The sequence below is a fragment of the Altererythrobacter sp. H2 genome (assembly GCF_035319885.1).
Classification (GTDB): Bacteria; Pseudomonadota; Alphaproteobacteria; order Sphingomonadales; family Sphingomonadaceae; genus 34-65-8.
This window is the reverse complement of sequence record NZ_CP141285.1, coordinates 285397-302481: the sequence shown is the minus strand read 5'-3', so window position 1 is coordinate 302481 and position 17085 is coordinate 285397. Positions and strand designations below refer to the sequence as shown.

General features: G+C 64.9%; 18 protein-coding genes. 10 read left to right on the top strand and 8 right to left on the bottom strand.

Features of this window, described 5'->3' with window-relative positions; all coding sequences use genetic code 11:
* Window positions 1-52: 52 nt before the first annotated feature.
* Genes hemB through U4960_RS01460 form a run of 4 tightly spaced genes read left to right on the top strand, consistent with a single transcriptional unit; the run spans window position 53 to window position 2451 of the window.
* On the top strand, window positions 53-1048 hold the full coding sequence (hemB, locus tag U4960_RS01475; protein ID WP_324261845.1) for a porphobilinogen synthase: 996 nt from the start codon (window positions 53-55) through the stop codon (window positions 1046-1048).
* Window positions 1041-1604, top strand: coding sequence for a GNAT family N-acetyltransferase (locus U4960_RS01470; protein ID WP_324261844.1), 564 nt, complete (start codon window positions 1041-1043; stop codon window positions 1602-1604). The genes hemB and U4960_RS01470 overlap by 8 nt, the downstream gene beginning before the upstream one ends.
* The gene (locus U4960_RS01465) at window positions 1601-2167 is read left to right on the top strand and encodes a gamma carbonic anhydrase family protein (protein ID WP_324261843.1); all 567 of its coding nucleotides are present in this window, start codon (window positions 1601-1603) and stop codon (window positions 2165-2167) included. Before U4960_RS01470 ends, U4960_RS01465 begins: the two co-directional genes overlap by 4 nt.
* Window positions 2167-2451, top strand: coding sequence for a DUF167 domain-containing protein (locus U4960_RS01460; RefSeq protein ID WP_324261842.1), 285 nt, complete (start codon window positions 2167-2169; stop codon window positions 2449-2451). Before U4960_RS01465 ends, U4960_RS01460 begins: the two co-directional genes overlap by 1 nt.
* Here the strand turns inward: U4960_RS01460 and U4960_RS01455 are convergent.
* The 6 genes from U4960_RS01455 to U4960_RS01430 form a co-directional block, all read right to left on the bottom strand.
* Window positions 2448-3077, bottom strand: a complete 630-nt coding sequence (locus tag U4960_RS01455) for a YoaK family protein (RefSeq protein WP_324261841.1) — start codon at window positions 3075-3077, stop codon at window positions 2448-2450. The two genes, U4960_RS01460 and U4960_RS01455, sit on opposite strands and share 4 nt — an antisense overlap.
* A 37-nt stretch (window positions 3078-3114) precedes the next feature.
* Window positions 3115-3513 (bottom strand): group II truncated hemoglobin, encoded by a 399-nt coding sequence (locus U4960_RS01450; RefSeq protein WP_324261840.1) that lies wholly within the window; start codon window positions 3511-3513, stop codon window positions 3115-3117.
* 78 nt (window positions 3514-3591) lie between these two features.
* Window positions 3592-5184, bottom strand: a complete 1593-nt coding sequence (locus U4960_RS01445; RefSeq protein WP_324261839.1) for a cisplatin damage response ATP-dependent DNA ligase — start codon at window positions 5182-5184, stop codon at window positions 3592-3594.
* 3 nt (window positions 5185-5187) lie between these two features.
* Complete coding sequence (locus tag U4960_RS01440; protein WP_324261838.1) at window positions 5188-6192, bottom strand: ligase-associated DNA damage response exonuclease; 1005 nt, start codon at window positions 6190-6192, stop codon at window positions 5188-5190.
* A 71-nt stretch (window positions 6193-6263) separates the two neighbouring features.
* The gene (gene clpA / locus U4960_RS01435; protein ID WP_324261837.1) at window positions 6264-8615 is read right to left on the bottom strand and encodes an ATP-dependent Clp protease ATP-binding subunit ClpA; all 2352 of its coding nucleotides are present in this window, start codon (window positions 8613-8615) and stop codon (window positions 6264-6266) included.
* Window positions 8616-8725: 110 nt separating this feature from the next.
* Window positions 8726-8929 carry a DUF1192 domain-containing protein gene (locus U4960_RS01430; RefSeq protein ID WP_324261836.1) on the bottom strand — a complete coding sequence of 68 codons (204 nt, stop codon included), beginning with the start codon at window positions 8927-8929 and terminating at the stop codon, window positions 8726-8728.
* 106 nt (window positions 8930-9035) lie between these two features.
* Here U4960_RS01430 and U4960_RS01425 point away from each other — a divergent pair, with 106 nt between their 5' ends.
* The 6 genes from U4960_RS01425 to U4960_RS01400 all read left to right on the top strand — a co-directional run bounded on the left by U4960_RS01425 (window position 9036) and on the right by U4960_RS01400 (window position 15297).
* Complete coding sequence (locus U4960_RS01425) at window positions 9036-10049, top strand: NAD(P)H-quinone oxidoreductase (RefSeq protein ID WP_324261835.1); 1014 nt, start codon at window positions 9036-9038, stop codon at window positions 10047-10049.
* Window positions 10042-10671 carry a glutathione S-transferase family protein gene (locus U4960_RS01420; RefSeq protein WP_324261834.1) on the top strand — a complete coding sequence of 210 codons (630 nt, stop codon included), beginning with the start codon at window positions 10042-10044 and terminating at the stop codon, window positions 10669-10671. Before U4960_RS01425 ends, U4960_RS01420 begins: the two co-directional genes overlap by 8 nt.
* 157 nt (window positions 10672-10828) lie before the next feature.
* Window positions 10829-11641 carry a UDP-2,3-diacylglucosamine diphosphatase gene (locus U4960_RS01415; RefSeq protein WP_324263151.1) on the top strand — a complete coding sequence of 271 codons (813 nt, stop codon included), beginning with the start codon at window positions 10829-10831 and terminating at the stop codon, window positions 11639-11641.
* Window positions 11642-11646: 5 nt separating this feature from the next.
* Window positions 11647-12714 (top strand): glycosyltransferase family 4 protein, encoded by a 1068-nt coding sequence (locus U4960_RS01410; protein ID WP_324263150.1) that lies wholly within the window; start codon window positions 11647-11649, stop codon window positions 12712-12714.
* A gap of 104 nt (window positions 12715-12818) precedes the next feature.
* The gene (locus U4960_RS01405) at window positions 12819-13526 is read left to right on the top strand and encodes a DUF1013 domain-containing protein (protein WP_324261833.1); all 708 of its coding nucleotides are present in this window, start codon (window positions 12819-12821) and stop codon (window positions 13524-13526) included.
* Between the two features lie 106 nt (window positions 13527-13632).
* The gene (locus U4960_RS01400; RefSeq protein WP_324261832.1) at window positions 13633-15297 is read left to right on the top strand and encodes a long-chain-fatty-acid--CoA ligase; all 1665 of its coding nucleotides are present in this window, start codon (window positions 13633-13635) and stop codon (window positions 15295-15297) included.
* A 4-nt stretch (window positions 15298-15301) separates the two neighbouring features.
* Here the strand turns inward: U4960_RS01400 and U4960_RS01395 are convergent, their stop codons facing one another.
* Window positions 15302-15679, bottom strand: a complete 378-nt coding sequence (locus U4960_RS01395) for a bactofilin family protein (RefSeq protein ID WP_324261831.1) — start codon at window positions 15677-15679, stop codon at window positions 15302-15304.
* Window positions 15666-16787 (bottom strand): M23 family metallopeptidase, encoded by a 1122-nt coding sequence (locus tag U4960_RS01390; protein ID WP_416379130.1) that lies wholly within the window; start codon window positions 16785-16787, stop codon window positions 15666-15668. The genes U4960_RS01395 and U4960_RS01390 overlap by 14 nt, the downstream gene beginning before the upstream one ends.
* Window positions 16788-17085: the final 298 nt, after the last annotated feature.

Sequence of the window (17085 nt, the reverse complement as noted above, 5' to 3'; positions counted from 1 at the left end):
CGTTGTTCGGTGCGGATTGCGCCGGCTGCGGGATTGCGGCAGGTAGTCGGCCATGACACCAGCCTATCCCAATCTCCGCCTCCGCCGGCCTCGCGCCCATGGCTGGAGCCGCGCTCTCCATCGTGAAACGGTTCTGGCTCCGGCCGATCTGATCTGGCCCCTGTTCGTGACCAGTGGTTCCGGCGTGGAGGAGCCGATCGCCAGCCTGCCGGGCGTATCGCGCTGGTCGGTCGATGGCATTGCTGCGCGGGCCAAGGAAGCGGCCGCACTCGGCATTCCCTGTGTGGCGCTGTTCCCCAACACCCCGGCTGACCGGCGCAGTGACGACGGAGCCGAAGCGCTCAATCACGACAACCTGATGTGCCGGGCGATCAAGGCCATCAAGGATGCCTGCGGACACGATATTGGCGTGCTCACGGATGTAGCGCTCGACCCCTATACCAGCCACGGCCAGGATGGCCTGCTTGGCGAGCGTGGTTATGTGATCAATGATGACACCGTGGCCGTACTGGTCGACCAGGCCGTAAACCAGGCCAATGCCGGGGCAGACGTGATCGCCCCCTCCGACATGATGGACGGGCGGGTCAGGGCAATCCGCATGGCGCTGGAAATGGCCGGGCATCACAACGTCCAGATCATGAGCTACGCCGCCAAGTACGCCAGCGCCTTCTACGGCCCGTTTCGCGACGCGGTCGGTTCGGGCGGGCTGCTCAAGGGCGACAAGAAGAGCTACCAGATGGATCCCGCCAACGGCGAGGAGGCGCTGCGCGAAGTCGCGCTCGATCTTGCCGAAGGGGCAGACAGCGTCATGGTCAAACCCGGCTTGCCCTACCTCGATATTGTCCGCCGGGTGAAGGAGCGGTTCGAAGTTCCGGTGTTTGCCTACCAGGTCAGCGGCGAATACGCGATGATCGAAGCGGCTGCGGCAGCGGGGGCCGGTGATCGCGATGCCTTGGTGCTGGAAACGCTGACAGCGTTCAAGCGTGCGGGTTGTTCGGGCGTGCTCACCTACCATGCCGCCCATGCCGCGCGCCTGCTCCATGGCTGAAGCTTTCCGCTGCGAAACAGACCGGCTGGTGCTGCGCGACTGGCGCGGCGACGCCGACTGGGCGGAGTTTTTCCGCGTAACCAATACGCCCGCCGTCATGGAATGGCTGGGCGGGGTGCTCGGCGTGGATGGCATGGCGATGCAGCGTGGCCGGGTCGAGCAATGCGCCGCCCGCAACGGTTTCTGCTTCTGGCCGGTCGAGCGCAAGGCTGACGGCGCGTTGCTGGGTTTCTGTGGTTTGAAGCGCGCTGACGCACCCGGCTCGACCGTCACAGGTGCGATCGAGATCGGCTGGCGCCTGCGCGAAGATGCCTGGGGCCATGGCTATGCGAAAGAGGCCGCGCAGGCGGCCCTCGCGCTGGCGTTCGAGCGGTTCGGCGCAGAGGAGGTGGTCGCGTTGACGGTGGAGGGCAACAGCGCCAGCTGGGGCCTGATGAAACGACTCTGGATGGGCCGACGCGCAGACCTCGACTATGCCGACCACCGGTACGATCCGCCGTGGCGGGACACTATCGTGTACTCTGTTGACCGGCCAACCTGGGAGAGCCGACCATGACCCCTCACCGCCCCGGCGTGAATATCATCCCGATCCACGGCAAGACGCCGCAAATACACGAAACCGCGTTCGTGGCCCCCGGCTCGACCATTATCGGCGATGTCGTCATCGGCGCAGGGAGTTCGATCTGGTACAACTGTGTCCTGCGGGCCGATGTGTTTACGATCAGGATTGGCGAGCGGACCAATGTGCAGGACGGCAGCGTGCTCCACTGCGATCCGCCCCGCCCGGGCGATCCGGTCGGTTCGCCGCTGGTGATCGGCGATGATGTGCTGATCGGCCACATGGCGATGGTCCATGGCTGCACGATCCACGATCGGGGCTTTGTCGGCCTGGGCGCAATCGTGATGAACAAGGCAGTGGTTGGCTCGGATGCCATGCTGGCCGCTGGCGCGATGCTGACCGAAGGCAAGGTGATGGAACCGCGGATGTTGTGGGCGGGACGCCCCGCGAAGCCGCTGCGCGAACTCGATGACGCGGCCATTGCCGGAATGCGAATTGGCGTCGCGCACTATGCCGAGAACGCCAAGCACCATGCGGTGGCGGTTGCTGCCGCGCTTTGATGGCGCGACCCAGACCTGATCTTCCTTCCCGAGAATCCATCCTCGCGCTGGCCGATGGCGAAGGGCGGCTCGCACTCAGGGTTACGCCCGGTGCCCGGACCGAAGGTATTGCGCTTGGCGCGGGTGTGATTCTGGTCAGGGTGCGGGCCCAACCCCAGGACGGTGAAGCGAACGAGGCGGTGCTCGCCCTGCTCGCTGACGCGCTCGGCCTGCCGACGTCACGCCTCCGCATGTTGCGCGGCGCAACCGGGCGAACCAAGCTGGTGCAGGTGGTCGGGCCCTAGCGCAGCTGCATCGCAGTGAAGGTGAGAAAGGCGGCGTAGAGCGCCGCCCCCCACAGCACCAGGGCGGGCAGGTAAAGCCATCCCGCCGCGCCCAGAGCGGCACCGGCTGCAAGGCCGAACCACAGCAACCCCCAGTCGCTCCATCCCGTTGCCGCTTTGCCGGTCAGTCGCGCGGCCAGCCCCTGCCCCAGCTTGACCAGCGCTCCGGTCATGTAGGTCAACCCGACGGCGACTTCGCCATCCCGCTGGAACGTGTTGTTGAGCGCGCCCATGGCCAGAACCAGCAGCGCCATCATCGCGCCCACGCTGCCGCCTGCCTGGGCAAGGGCGGCGAGTGCGAGCAGCACCGCCACGCTGCCCAGAACCGCCGGCTTGCGTCGTGCGCCGGCAGCATGAGCGACCAGGGCTCCGCCACACACCCCGAGCACGAAGCCTGCGATCAGCGCGGCGGGCACCCAGGCACGCTGGGGCGCTTCGACCAGGTCGACCCCGAAACGGGTGGTGTTGCCGGACATGAACGAAACGAAGTACCGGTCAGCCGCGAGGAAGCCGGCCGCATCGACCATGCCCGCCAGCCCGGCGGCGGCGATGGCCAGAGCGCGGCGCGGGCGGTCGAAGCGATGCATCGTCCCAGTCTAGCGCGAAATGCCTGCACAGGCGAGACTAGGGGCGGGCCATTGCCTGGGCCATCAGTTCCAGCCGTTCGGCCATGGCTTTGCCCAGTGCCTGGTCCGCCGGTCCGCACTCCGCAACCGCACGCGCTATCGCATCGGCCCACTGTGTTGCCGTCTCGTGGTTTACGCGCAGTCCCCGGTGGGCGCTCATCATGCATTTGCCTGGGTTCTGCTCGAACCAGTCGCGCGGGCCTCCGGCCCAGGCACAGAGCCAACCAGCGAGCGAGACCCGCATCGGCGTCAAATCTTCCGCGTGCATCGCCCGCAGCGGGCGATATTGCGGCTCTGTGTCCATCAGATCGTAGAACCGATCAACGATCCGGCCGATCACCTCGCTTCCGCCGAGGGCGACGTAGGGTGTGCTCGGAGGGGCGGACTCGGCGTTCATGGCGTGCTTTCCTTGGGCACGGAGGGACAGTGTGCCTGTCGCCCGGATTTCGAATCAAAGCCTTGATCGAGCGCAAACTCAGTCGCAGATCAAGGCGCGCAAGGTCTCGATGCGATCTGCCTCGTGAACCGGCTTGTCCCAGCGAATGCGGTGGATGCGGGGGAAACGCATGGCGAGGCCGCTCTTGTGCCGCTTGCTGGCATGGACGCTGTCGAAGGCCACCTCGAACACCAGGCTGCGGTTGGTCTCGCGCACCGGGCCGAAGCGGTTCACGGTGTTTTGCCGCACGTGACGATCCAGCCGATTCAGTTCCTCGTCGGTAAAACCGGAATAGGCCTTGCCGACCGGGAGGAGCTCCGCACCCTTGTCCGGATCGCCATCCCAGCATCCGAAGGTGTAGTCGGAATAGAAGCTGGAGCGCTTGCCGCTGCCGCGCTGGGCATACATCAGCACGCAATCGACCAGCAGCGGATCGCGTTTCCACTTGTACCACAGGCCGACCTTGCGCCCGGCGACATAGGGGCTGTCGCGCCGCTTGAGCATCAGCCCCTCGATGGCCTCGTCCCGCGCGCCGGCCCGGATTTGCGCCAGATGGTCGAAATCGCGCGCCGTCACTATGTCGCTGAGGTCGAAATGCGCCGCTGGCAGGCGCGGTATCAGCGCCTCGAGTGCCGCGCGCCGTTCGTGCCACGGCTGCGCGCGCCAGTCGCGCCCGTCGGCTATCAGCACGTCGTAGAGCCGCACGAACGCGGGATAGTCGCGCAGCATCGCCTTGCTCACAACCTTGCGGCCGAGCCGCTGCTGCAGCGCGTTGAAACTGGCAGCGCCCCCCGCTTCGCCGCCCTGGTGCACGCCGCGCACGAGCAATTCGCCGTCAAGCACCACCGGGAACGGAAGGCCGTCAAGCAATTCGGGGAACGTGGCGGAGATGTCATCGCCGGAGCGGGAGAACAACCGCGTCTGGTCACCTGCCCGGACCAGCTGGACCCGGATTCCATCCCATTTCCATTCCGCCGCATAATCGGCCAGAGCGACCGTGCCGCCCTCGAGCGGATGGGCGAGCATGAACGGGCGAAAGGTCGGCAGGTTGTCGATGTCGGGCGGCGGCGCTCCCTCTGCCGCCCAGGCAAACAGCTCCGGGTAGGGCGGGGCAAGGCCGTGCCAGTATTCCTCGACCTGTTCGACCTCGACCGCGAATGCCTTTGCGAAGGCGGTTTTGGCCAGGCGGCTGGATACGCCGATCCGCATCCCGCCGGTGGCGAGCTTGAGCAGGGCGAAGCGGCCCGGGGCATCAAGCCGGTCCAAAAGCGCGGCGAGGTCTGTGCCCACGGTCTTGCGGGTCATGCTCGACAGCAGCTCAACGGCCTCGCTCACCGTCGGGGGAGAGGGGGCGCGACCCGGCGCCGGCCAGAGCAGGCTGGCGGTCTCGGCTGTATCGCCGACAAAGTCGCGGCTGAGCGTCCACAGCACCGGGTCAACCCGCTCCATCATCAGCGCACGGATGGTTGAGCTTTTGACTGCCGGGAAGTCGAGCCCGCCAGTCAGAGCGGCGAGCGCCCAGCCCCGGTCAGGGTCCGGGGTTTTGCGCAAGTAAGCAGCGATCAGCGCCAGCTTGCGGTTGCGGCTGGTGGTGTAGACGAGTGCATCGAGCAGGGCGGCGAAGCGTTCCACCGGCTAATCGTCCTCGTCCTCATAGCCTACCAGCGCCAGCGCGCGTGCCTTGCGCTGGTGAAGCTCGCACCAGCGCAGCAGCGCATCCTCGCGCCCATGGGTGATCCAGGTTTCCTGCGGGTTGACCTGTTCGACCGTGGTGGTGAGCTCATGCCAGTCGGCGTGGTCGGAGATCACCAGCGGCAGCTCCACACCACGCTGGCGGGCACGCTGTCGCACGCGCATCCAGCCGCTCGCCATCGCGGTGACCGGGTCAGGCAGGCGACGGCTCCAGCGGTCGTTCAGTGCGGCGGGCGGGCAGACCACGATCTGGCCGCGAAGTTCATCCTTCTTTGCGTCGCTGACGAGGCGCAGATCACCCAGCGGCACGCCATGCTCTTCGTAGAGCCTGCACATCTTCTCCATTGCGCCATGGATCCAGATGGTCTGGCCGTGCCCTGCCGCGCGCAGCTCCGCAATCACCCGTTGCGCTTTGCCCAAGGCGTAAGCACCGACCAGCACGCAGCGATCCGGTTCGGCGCCCAGCTGGCCGAGCAGCCTGGCGATCTCCTCGCCGATGGGCGGATGGGTGAACAGCGGCAGGCCGAAGGTCGCTTCGGTAATGAATACGTCACATGGCGTAATCCTGAACGGCAAACAGGTCGGGTCATGACGTCGCTTGTAATCACCTGTAATGATGACCTTTTCACCCGCATGCTCAAGCAGGATCTGGGCGCTGCCAAGCACATGTCCGGCCGGGATGAAGGTTGCGTCGACGCCGCCGGGCAGTCGCACCGTCTCGCCATAGCCGACCGGCACCGCGCCCTCACGCGTGGCATAGCGTAGCTCCATGATCGCCAGCGTCTCGGGCGTGGCCATGGTCGTGCCATGCCCGCCGCGTGCGTGGTCGGCATGGCCGTGCGTCACCAGCGCCCGGTCAACCGCCCTGGCGGGATCGACCCAGCAATCGGCAGGGACAACATGGATCCCCCACGGCTCGGGCCGGATCCAGGAAAAGGGGGCCATCATCAGATGCTCAAAGCCTGGTCAGCCCTAGCGTTCCGCTGACCCCAAGCCAGGCCACAAGCGTATGCGGTCGCTCAGGCCCCGCTTTCACCTTCCGGAGCCTTGGAGGCAGGCTTCTTCGTTCCTGCCGGCTTCTTCTTCACCGCTTTGACCTTCGGCGGAGCGGGGGTCAGTTCAAAACTCGGCTTGCCGTCCTTGATGCTGACATGCACCTCTCCGCCATCGGTAAGCTTGCCGAACAGCAGTTCCTCAGCCAGCGGCTGCTTGATCTTTTCCTGGATCAGGCGGGACATCGGGCGGGCACCGTACAGTTTGTCGTACCCCTTGTCGCCGAGCCACTTCCTTGCATCCTGGTCAAACTGGATGTGGACGTTCTGCTCCGCCAGCTGCAGCTCCAGCTGAAGGATGAACTTGTCAACCACCCGGCCGACGGTTTCCTTGCCGAGATAGGCAAAGGGCACGATCGCATCCAGCCGGTTGCGGAATTCCGGCGTGAACATCTTTTTGACCGCTTCCTCGCCAGCATCTTCCTTCGACACATCGCCGAAGCCGATGCCCTGGCTTGCCATCTGCGCGGCACCGGCATTGGTGGTCATGATCAGCACCACGTTGCGGAAATCGACCGTCTTGCCGTGGTGATCGGTCAGCCGGCCGTTATCCATGACCTGAAGCAGGATGTTGAACAGGTCAGGGTGGGCCTTCTCGATTTCGTCGAGCAGCAGCACGCAATGCGGGTTCTGGTCTATCGCATCGGTCAGCAGGCCGCCCTGGTCATAGCCGACATAACCCGGAGGTGCGCCGATCAGCCGGCTGACCGAGTGCCGCTCCATGTATTCCGACATGTCGAACCGCTTGAGTTCAATGCCCATGATGCTGGCCAGCTGGCGCGCAACCTCGGTCTTGCCGACACCGGTCGGGCCGCTGAACAGGAAGCTGCCGATCGGCTTGTCCGGATCGCGCAGGCCCGCCCGGCTGAGCTTCATCGCGGTGGAGAGGCGGTGGATCGCCTCGTCCTGCCCGAACACGACATGCTTGAGATCACGCTCAAGGTTCTCCAGCGCCTTCTTGTCATCGCTGGAAACGGTCTTGGGCGGGATGCGTGCCATGGTGGCAATCACCGCTTCGATCTCGCGCGCGGTGATCTTCTTCTTGCGCCGGTTCGGCGGCACCAGCATCTGCATCGCCCCGACCTCGTCAATCACATCAATTGCTTTGTCGGGCAGCTTGCGGTCGTTGATGTAGCGGGCCGAAAGCTCCACCGCGGTCTTGATCGCATCCGGGGTGTAAGTGACCTTATGGTGCGATTCGAAGGCACTTTTCAGGCCCCTGAGGATCTTGATCGTATCCTCGACGGTCGGCTCGTTCACATCGATTTTCTGGAACCGGCGCAGCAGTGCGCGGTCTTTCTCGAAGTGGTTGCGGAACTCCTTGTAGGTGGTCGAGCCGATGCAGCGGATCGCCCCGCTGGAGAGCGCGGGCTTCAGCAGGTTGGAGGCATCCATCGCCCCGCCGCTGGTCGCACCTGCCCCGATCACGGTGTGGATTTCGTCGATGAACAGCACCGCTTCCGGCATCTGTTCGAGTTCATTGACGACCTGCTTCAGGCGCTCCTCGAAATCGCCGCGATAGCGGGTGCCAGCCAGCAGCGCGCCCATGTCGAGCGAGTAGATCACGGCATCGCGCAGAACCTCGGGCACTTCGCCTTCCACGATCTTGCGCGCCAGGCCTTCCGCAATCGCGGTCTTTCCCACCCCGGGATCGCCAACATAGAGCGGGTTGTTCTTGCTGCGGCGGCACAGGATCTGGATCGTCCGGTCCACTTCCGGGCCGCGCCCGATCAGCGGATCGATCTTGCCGTTTTCTGCCTTGAGATTGAGGTTGACGGTGAACTGGTCGAGCGCGGTTTCCTTCTTGTTGCCGTCGCTCTTGGCTTCCTGCTCTTCCTTGGCCTCGGCACCTTTGGGCGAACGGCTCTCGATCTGTTTGCCGCCCTTGCCGATCCCGTGGCTGATGAAGCTGACCGCGTCGAGACGGCTCATATCCTGCTGCTGGAGGAAATAGACCGCGTAGGAATCGCGTTCGGAGAACAGCGCAACCAGCACGTTGGCACCGGTTACCGTATCTTTGCCGCTGGACTGGACATGCAGGATGGCGCGCTGGATGACCCGCTGGAAGCCCGCGGTCGGTTGCGGATCGGCATCGTCATCCGTCTTCAGGGACTGGTATTCCTGATCGAGGTATTGTTTCACCACCTCGCCCAGTTCCGACACGTCGACCCCGCAGGCATGCATTACCTGGGCGGCGTCTTCGTCGTCGACCAGCGCCAGAAGCAGGTGCTCCAGCGTGGCATATTCATGGCGCCGTTCCGATGCATTGCCGAGCGCGGCATGGAGCGTCTTCTCGAGGTTCTGGGCAAAGCTGGGCATTCAGGTGCCTTTCCTGGCTGAAGGCGGCTTCCCCGTACACGGGGAGCAGGGGCGACGAACGGGTTCCGGACTTATATGGGACACGTCGCAAAGGTTGCGAGTCCCACCGGTCAATTGCCTGGCTTTCCGAACAAAGCGTCTGCCGCAGAGCGGTGTGCTGCGGCCTTTTCGCGATGCGCCCGGACCCTGGCAATCTCGGCCTCGAGCAACGCGATCCGTTCACCCAGTTCCTCGTGCGAATAGGGTGAGAGATCCTCGGCGGCGAGGCGGCTCGCGGCATCGCCCTTGGGGCGGGGGAGTTCGTCGAGGTCCATCGGGGTGCATCATCGCAAGACAGGCGGCTTGCTGTCAACGGACCGCAGGGCTAGGTGCTGTTCGCGGTCGGGGCCTGTCGCCCCTATGCCACAACCGGGGGTTCACATGGTTAGCCAGTTGCCCGAAAGAATGACGGCTGTCGGCTTCGACAAACCCGGCGGGCCAGAGGTGCTGCGGACTGAACAGCTGGCAGTGCCATCGCCGGGCGAAGGGCAGGTGCTGATCCGGGTTGCCTATGCCGGGGTCAACCGGCCGGACGCGATCCAGCGCCAGGGCCTTTATCCCCCGCCTCCCGGTGCCTCACCCGTTCCGGGGCTGGAAGTGGCGGGCGAGATTGTCGCGGTCGGCAGCGGCGTGCCGGAAGATTATCTGGGCGAGCGGGTCTGCGCGCTCGTCTCCGGCGGCGGATATGCTGAATACTGCCTCGCCCATATCGGCCATTGCCTCACCGTACCCGGCACCATGCCCCTGGCCGAGGCGGCGGCCATTCCCGAAACGCTGTTTACCGTGTGGCACAACGTGTTCGAGCGGGGCTGGGCGAGGGAAGGCGAGACCCTGCTGGTGCATGGCGGCACCAGCGGCATCGGCACCATGGCGACCATGCTGGGCAAGGCATTCGGGCTCAGTGTCATCACCACCTGCGGGGACGAGGCCAAGTGCGCTGCCTCGCGGGCCTGCGGTGCAGATCTTTCCATCAATTACCGCGAAGCCGATTTCGTCGAGTCGGTGAAGACATTCACCGGCGGCAGGGGGGTCGAAGTCGTGCTCGACATGGTGTCGGGCACCTATGTGCCGCGTAATCTGAAATGCCTGGCCGAGGACGGCCGCCACGTGACCATCGCGGTGCTGGGAGGGATGACAGCCGAACTCAACATGGCGGTGATCATGAGCCGCCGCCTCACCCTGACCGGATCAACCCTGCGCCCGCGCTCGGATGTGTTCAAGACGCTGCTGGCAGGTGAAATAGAGCGCAACGCCTGGCCGCTGTTCGCCGATGGCACGCTTCGCCCGGTGATGGACCGGACCTATCGCTTGGCGGACGCAGCCGGTGCCCACGCGCGGATGGAAGCGGGCGAACATGTCGGCAAGATCGTGCTGGAGGTGAGCGGGGATGGCTGACAGGTTTACCCTTCACGAGGACCCGCGCAGCGGCAATTGCTACAAGATCAGGCTCACCGCCGCACTGCTCGGCGTGCCGCTTGATCTGCGCCAGTACGACATCATGCAAGGGCAGACACGCACGGCCGAATTTCTCGGTACAGTCAATGCCAATGGCCGCATTCCAGTGCTGCAGATCGGCGAAGGCGCAACCGCGCGCTTTCTGCCGGAAAGCAATGCGGCCTGCTGGTATCTGGCCGAAGGATCGCCGCTCATCCCTGCTGACCGGTTCGGGCGTGCCGACATGCTGCGCTGGATGTTCTTCGAACAGTACAACCACGAACCGAACATCGCGACCTTGCGCTTCTGGCTGCGTTTTGTCGGAGAAGCGAAGCTGACCGATGCGCAGCGAGCCCAGATGATGCCCAAGCGGATTGCCGGATGCGACGCACTGAAGGTGATGGACGAACACCTGGCCAGGCAGCACTGGTTCGTGGGGGCAGGCGCCACGCTGGCCGACGTGGCCCTCTATGCCTATACCCACAAGGCAGAGGAAGGCGGCTTCGGTCTGGCTGATTATCCGGCGATCGGGGCGTGGCTGCAACGGGTGGCGGCGCTGCCCGGCTTTGTGACAATGGACTGACAGCCACGCCGCGGCTGACTCGCAACCGTCACGCGATTGCGGTGAGGGTGTCACAATGCCGCGTCATATGCTCCGGGCGAGACCGCCAGCCCCGGAGGCCCCCATGGCTATCGACCGCTTGCCTGTTCCGCAAATCAGCCCGTCGGCGCGCCGGGCGATGGTGCCCGCCACCGGGCGGCGGCGCTATCGCACCATCTGGATCAGCGATATTCACCTGGGCACCAAAGGCTGCAATGCCGAGCTGCTGATCGATTTCCTCGACCATACCGACAGCGAGACGATGTACCTCGTCGGCGACATCATCGACGGCTGGCGGCTGAAGAAGAAGTTCTACTGGCCCGCCGCCCACAACGATATTGTCCGCCGCATCCTCAAGCGCGCCCGGCGCGGCACGCGCATCGTCTATATCCCCGGCAACCATGACGAGATGTTCCGCCAGTTCACCGGGATGAACTTCGGCGGTGTCGAAATCCGCCGCGCGGCCTTTCACAGCACTGCGGATGGGCGGCGCCTGATGGTGTTGCATGGCGACGAGTTCGACACGGTCATGTTGGCACATCGCTGGCTCGCCTTCGTGGGCGACGCGCTCTACCACCTGCTCATGGGGCTGAACCACTGGGTCAATGTGGTCCGCCGGGCCTTCAACCTGCCCTATTGGTCACTGTCGAAGGTCGCCAAGCACAAGGTCAAGAACGCGGTCGAGTTCATTTCCCGCTATGAGGAAGTGGTCGCGCGTGCGGCTGGGGAACGCGGTGTGGATGGAGTGGTATGCGGCCACATCCATACCGCGGAAATCCGGGATTTTGACGGGATCGAATACTACAATGATGGCGACTGGGTCGAAGGGTGCACCGCGCTGGTGGAGCATTTCGATGGCCGGATGGAACTGCTCCACTGGCCCGAGGAAATCGCCCGCCGCGAGCTGGAACGGGTCGAGGCTGACATCGAGGTCGAAAGGCGCGCGGCGTGAACCGGATGACCGGCTTTCCCTTCGGAGACGCTGCATGCGCACCGTTCCCCCAGCGGATCGCCATCGTCACGGATGCATGGTTGCCCCAGATGAACGGCGTCGTCCGTACATTGACGGCCACCTGCGATCTGCTGCGCGCGCGTGGCCATGACATCATGGTGGTGGCACCGGACCAGTTTCGGTCCCTGCCCTGCCCGACCTATCCGGAAATCCGCCTCGCTCTGCCGCGCCCAGGTGCGGTTGCCGCACAGCTTGCTGCCCACAACCCCGATGCGGTTCACATAGCGACCGAGGGGCCGCTCGGCATCGCCGCGCGGCGCTATTGCGTTGCCGGAGGCATTCCGTTCACGACTGCCTACCACACCCAGTTCCCGGATTATGTGGCTCGGCGGACCGGCCTCTCGCCCTCTCTGTTCTGGCACTATATTCGCTGGTTTCACCGCCCGGCGCAGCGGATCATGGTCGCAACCGGCTCGATCCGCCAGGAACTGCGCGCCAACGGCCTGGACCGGCTGCACCACTGGAGCCGGGGTGTCGATCTGGCCTGTTTCACGCCTGATGCCAAGCCGCCCGGCTTGTTTGCAGACCTGCCCCGCCCGATCCAGCTCTATGTCGGGCGGGTGGCCGTGGAGAAGAACATCGAGGCATTTCTTGCCTGCCCTTACCTTGGCAGCAAAGTGGTGGTCGGTGACGGGCCGGAGCTTGCTTCGTTGCAGGCCCGCTTTCCCCAGGCGCACTTTCTTGGCCGCCGCAGCGGGGCCGAGCTGGCCGGCTGCTTTGCCGGGGCCGACGTGTTCGTCTTTCCCAGCCGGACCGACACGTTCGGTCTGGTCATGATCGAGGCGCTTGCCTGCGGCACGCCAGTCGCGGCCTATCCCGTGCCGGGCCCGGTAGACGTGGTCACCGAGGCTGTCGGCGCGCTGTCCGAACAGCTCGAACGGGCGATCGACGCCGCGCTGTATTGCGACCGCCGCGCCTGCATTGCTTATGCTACCCAGTTCAGCTGGGAAGCGGCGACCGACCAGTTCGTTGCCGGGCTGGTGGCCTTGGACGAAGCGGCCCTGACCGCCTAAGCGCTTGCCCTCAGGCCGCGCATGGCCTAGATCGCGCCAGCGTGGCCGCTCCGGAAAGGGGCGGCCCTTCTATTTTCAGGCCCTTTATTCTCAGGAAAACGACAATGGCCCAACCCACCCCGCTGATGCCGCATGCCACTGCCACCTGGCTAGTTGACAACACCGCGCTCAGCTTTGAACAGATCGCTGATTTCTGCGGCATCCACATCCTCGAAGTGCAGGCCATGGCTGACGATCTGGCCGGCAGCAAGTACACCGGGCGTGATCCGTTGCATTCGGGCGAACTGACGCTGGCCGAAATCGAGCGCGGTCAGGCCGATCCCGCCTATCGCCTCAAGATGCAGAAGGCTCCGGTCGAGGCGACCCGCACCAAGGGTCCGCGCTACACTCCGGTGTCCAAGCGGCAGGACAAGCCCGACGGCATCGCCTGGATCCTGCGCAACCATCCGGAAATCACTGACGCGCAGATCGGCAAGCTGATCGGGACCACGCGCAACACGATTGCGGCGATCCGTGATCGCAGCCACTGGAACATCGCCAACATTCAGCCGAAGGATCCCGTTACACTCGGCCTGTGTTCGCAGCGCGAACTTGACGCGATGGTGGCCAAGGCTGCCAAGAAGGCCGGCACCGCCGAGGCGCCCGAGCTGGCCGAGATTGCGGCAGAAGACACCTCCGATCGCGACAAGCTGATTGCGGAACTGCGCGCTGAACGCGAAGAGGCCGGCAAGGCCGCTGCCGAGGCAGCGCAGGAAGCGGAAGCCGCAGCCTGGCTCGAAGCCAAGCGGGCCGGTGAAGCCAGCGGCGAGTAAGCGGCGCTCTCGCAAGCCGTTGGTCCGGGGTCTGGTTCCGGTCCGGGCAAACCTGCTGCGCCGTTTGCGCTTGAACGGGTGAAGGGGATGCGTCATCCATGCTGACATGGATGTAAGCAAGCTCCCCTACCATCACCCGACCCCGTGGGACACGCGCTTTGCGCTGATGACGCTGCCCCAGTTGCTGGAGCGGTCAACCAGCGCCAACCCGCAGGCGCCCTTCCTGCATTTCCTTGGCCGGACCTACAGTTACGGCGAAATCTTTGCCGAGGCGCAGCAGTTCGCGGCGGGTCTGCAGGCGCTTGGCGTGACCAAAGGCGACCGGGTCGGCCTGTTCCTGCCCAACGTGCCGATCTATGCCTCGGCCTATTACGGAGCGATGATGGCGGGGGCGATCGTCGTCAACTTTTCACCGCTCTATACGGTCGAAGAACTGGCCTGGCAGGTTGAGGACAGTGGCACCCGGCTGCTGGTCACACTTGATGTGCCTGAGCTTCATGCGACCGCGCAGGCGGTGCTGGCAGGGTCTTCGCTCGATACGCTGGTGGTCGGATCGCTGGCGCAGATGCTGCCGTGGGCCAAGGGCCTGCTGCTCAGGACACTCGGCCGGAGCAAGATCGCCAGGGTCGAATGGAGCGGCAATGTACTGCCCTGGCAGGACTGCACGCCCTTGGCCGAACCGGTCCCGGTTCCACTGGATCCCGCCACCGACCTCGCCTTGCTGCAATATACCGGTGGTACGACGGGGCGGCCGAAGGGCGCGATGCTCGGCCACAGCCAGCTGGTGATGAACGCCCAGCAGGTCGCGGCCATCAACCCGTTTGGCCAGGTCGACAAGGAAGTGTTCATGGGCGCGCTGCCCTTTTTCCATGTCTTCGCCAATACCGCGCTACTCAACCACGCCGTAGCGACGGGCGCGTCGATCGCCATGGTCCCCCGGTTCGAGACGAAGCAGGTCCTGCGCACTATCCAGAAGTATCGCACCACCGGCTTTCCCGGCGTGCCGACGATGTTCCAGGCGATGCTGGACCATCCGGACCTTGCAAAGACCGACCTGTCCTCGCTCAAGGTCTGCATCTCTGGCGGAGCCCCCATGCCCGCGCCGGTGCACGACCGCTTCGAGGCGGTGACGGGGGTGCGGCTGGTCGAGGGATATGGCCTGACGGAAAGCGCGGGTGTGGTGTCGGCCAACCCCTACGAAGGAACGCGCAAGAAAGGCACCATCGGGCAGGTCGTGGCCGGCACCGAGGTGCTGCTGCTGGACAAGGGTGACCCGACACGGCTGGCGCCGGAGGGCGAGCCGGGAGAACTGGCCATCCACGGGCCCCAGGTGATGCGCGGTTACTGGAACCGTCCGGAAACCGATGCCGAGGTGTTTGTCGAACACCAGGGCAAGCGGTGGCTGCGGACAGGCGATGTCGCTACCATCGATGCGGACGGCTTCCTCGAGATTGTCGACCGGATCAAGGACATGATCGCGGTGGGCGGGTTCAAGGTCTTCCCCAGCCAGGTCGAGGACGTGATCCTGCAGAACCCGGCGGTCAAGGAAGCGCTGGTGATCGGAGTGCCCGACGAATATCTGGGCGAAGTCCCCCGCGTTTACATAACTCTGGTGGAACCCGGGGCGGCAGATGCCGATTCGCTCAAGCAATGGCTCAACACCCGCGTCGGCAAGCACGAGCGGGTCGATCAGGTCGTCGTCCGAGATGCCTTGCCGCGCACCATCATCGGCAAGCTAGACCGCAAGGCCCTGCGCGCGGAAGTGCTGTAAACGCTCAGTTGGCGAGGGTCAGGACCGGCTCGGCAACTTTACCACTGTCCGTCTTGCCAGGGACGCGGTGGGCAAAGCGGCCGTCGACCTGTGCCCCCTGTTCGATGGTCAGCGCATCGTAGTGCACATCGCCCTCGATCCGCGCCGAGCGCAGCACGACCAGCTCGCGCGCCGTGATGCTGCCGACTACGCGGCCAGCCAGCCGGGCGCTTTCCGCCGTCACTGCGCCGGTAATCGTGCTGCTTTCGCCCTGAACCAGCGAGGCGCACTGGATGTCGCCTTCGATCGATCCATCGACATGGAGTTCGGTCGAAGCGATGACATCGCCGCGTATCGTCACGTCCGCGCCGATCACGGAGAAAGTGGAACTACTGCTGGCCACGTGCCTGCCCTGTCTTGTTGCGGGCGAGTGCCCGGGCGCTTGCCGGGTCTCGGCGGGCTTCTTCGAGAACATTGGGTGCCATCTCCAGGAAGGGGCGTGGGTTGACCGCGCGATCGTTTATACGGACCTCGAAGTGCAGGTGCGGGCCGGTTGAACGGCCGGTGTTGCCGATTCCGCCGATCTGGTCCCCGGCGGCAACTTTCTGCCCCGTCCGGGCGGCGAAGCGTGACATGTGCGCGTAGCGGGTCATCATGCCGTTGCCGTGGCTGATCTCCACCGTGTTGCCATAACCCGACTTCACACCGACGAAGGTGACCACGCCATCGGCAGCGGCATAGATCGGCGCACCGATCGGCCCCCGGAAATCGATCCCCGAATGCATCGCTGCTCCGCGGGTAAAAGGATCGCGGCGATAGCCGAAGCTGGAAGAAATCTCGGCGATGGCAGCAGGCCGCACCTGGGGAATGCCATCGAGCCCGCGTTCCAGAGCTGACATCCGTGCGAGGCTGAGGCCGAGCCGCTCGAACCGCGGATCGATCGTGCCATCGCGGCCGGTAGCCAGGAGTTCGAGCGGACCGCCCACGGCATCCTGGTCAGCCGCCCGGAGCATCACGGCAGGATCGAGCCCGAGCTTGCGGATCGCAATGGCCGCGCGGCTGGCACGGCCGTCGGCGAAGCGGGTCAACCGCTCCACCAGTGCCAGTTGCCGCGCTTCGATCCGGGCCAGTTCGCCTGCTTCGGGTATCGCGCTGCTGACTTTGTCGATCGTGGCCGCCGACTCGCTCGACGAATCGGTCACCGTGTCGTCGGGCGTGACATCTTCGGGCAGAGCTTCGACCATCTGTTCGAGGAACTGCTGGCGCTTGGCGAGGTCTTCGGTCACGTCGCTCAGGTTGTCGCGATAGGCGTTGACCCGCTCTTCCGATTGGGCGACCTGAGCTTCGCGTTCCAGCAGCGACCAGCGGTCAGCTTGCGCGCGATATTGCGCCCAGCCCATGACCGCGAGCGAGATGGCCCAGGCCAGCAACGCAACAAGCGCGATGCCGGCAGCGACGAGCTGGACCTTCGACGAAATCCTGATGAAGCGAACCTGGCCATTGGACCGCATGAAGAACTCGCGGTCCGGAAACCAGTCACGCAGGCGGCTTTGCCATCTGCCTGCGGCAAGAGATGTTTTCAATGCGGCGACCCCACGTCCCTGCGTTTTCGTTGGCGGGCCCGTAACAGACCAATTCTGACAGGTCGAATCGGTTAACCTGACAGAGGGGCGAGCCGACGGAGTCGCGCGATGAAACGAGGATTGCGGCGGGAACCAATCGGAGATGGGCGCTTGCGCGGCTCATTACCGTCATCCGCTGAGGGAATCGATACTCGCTGCCTGACAGGTCCGATTCGGCTTGCTAGGG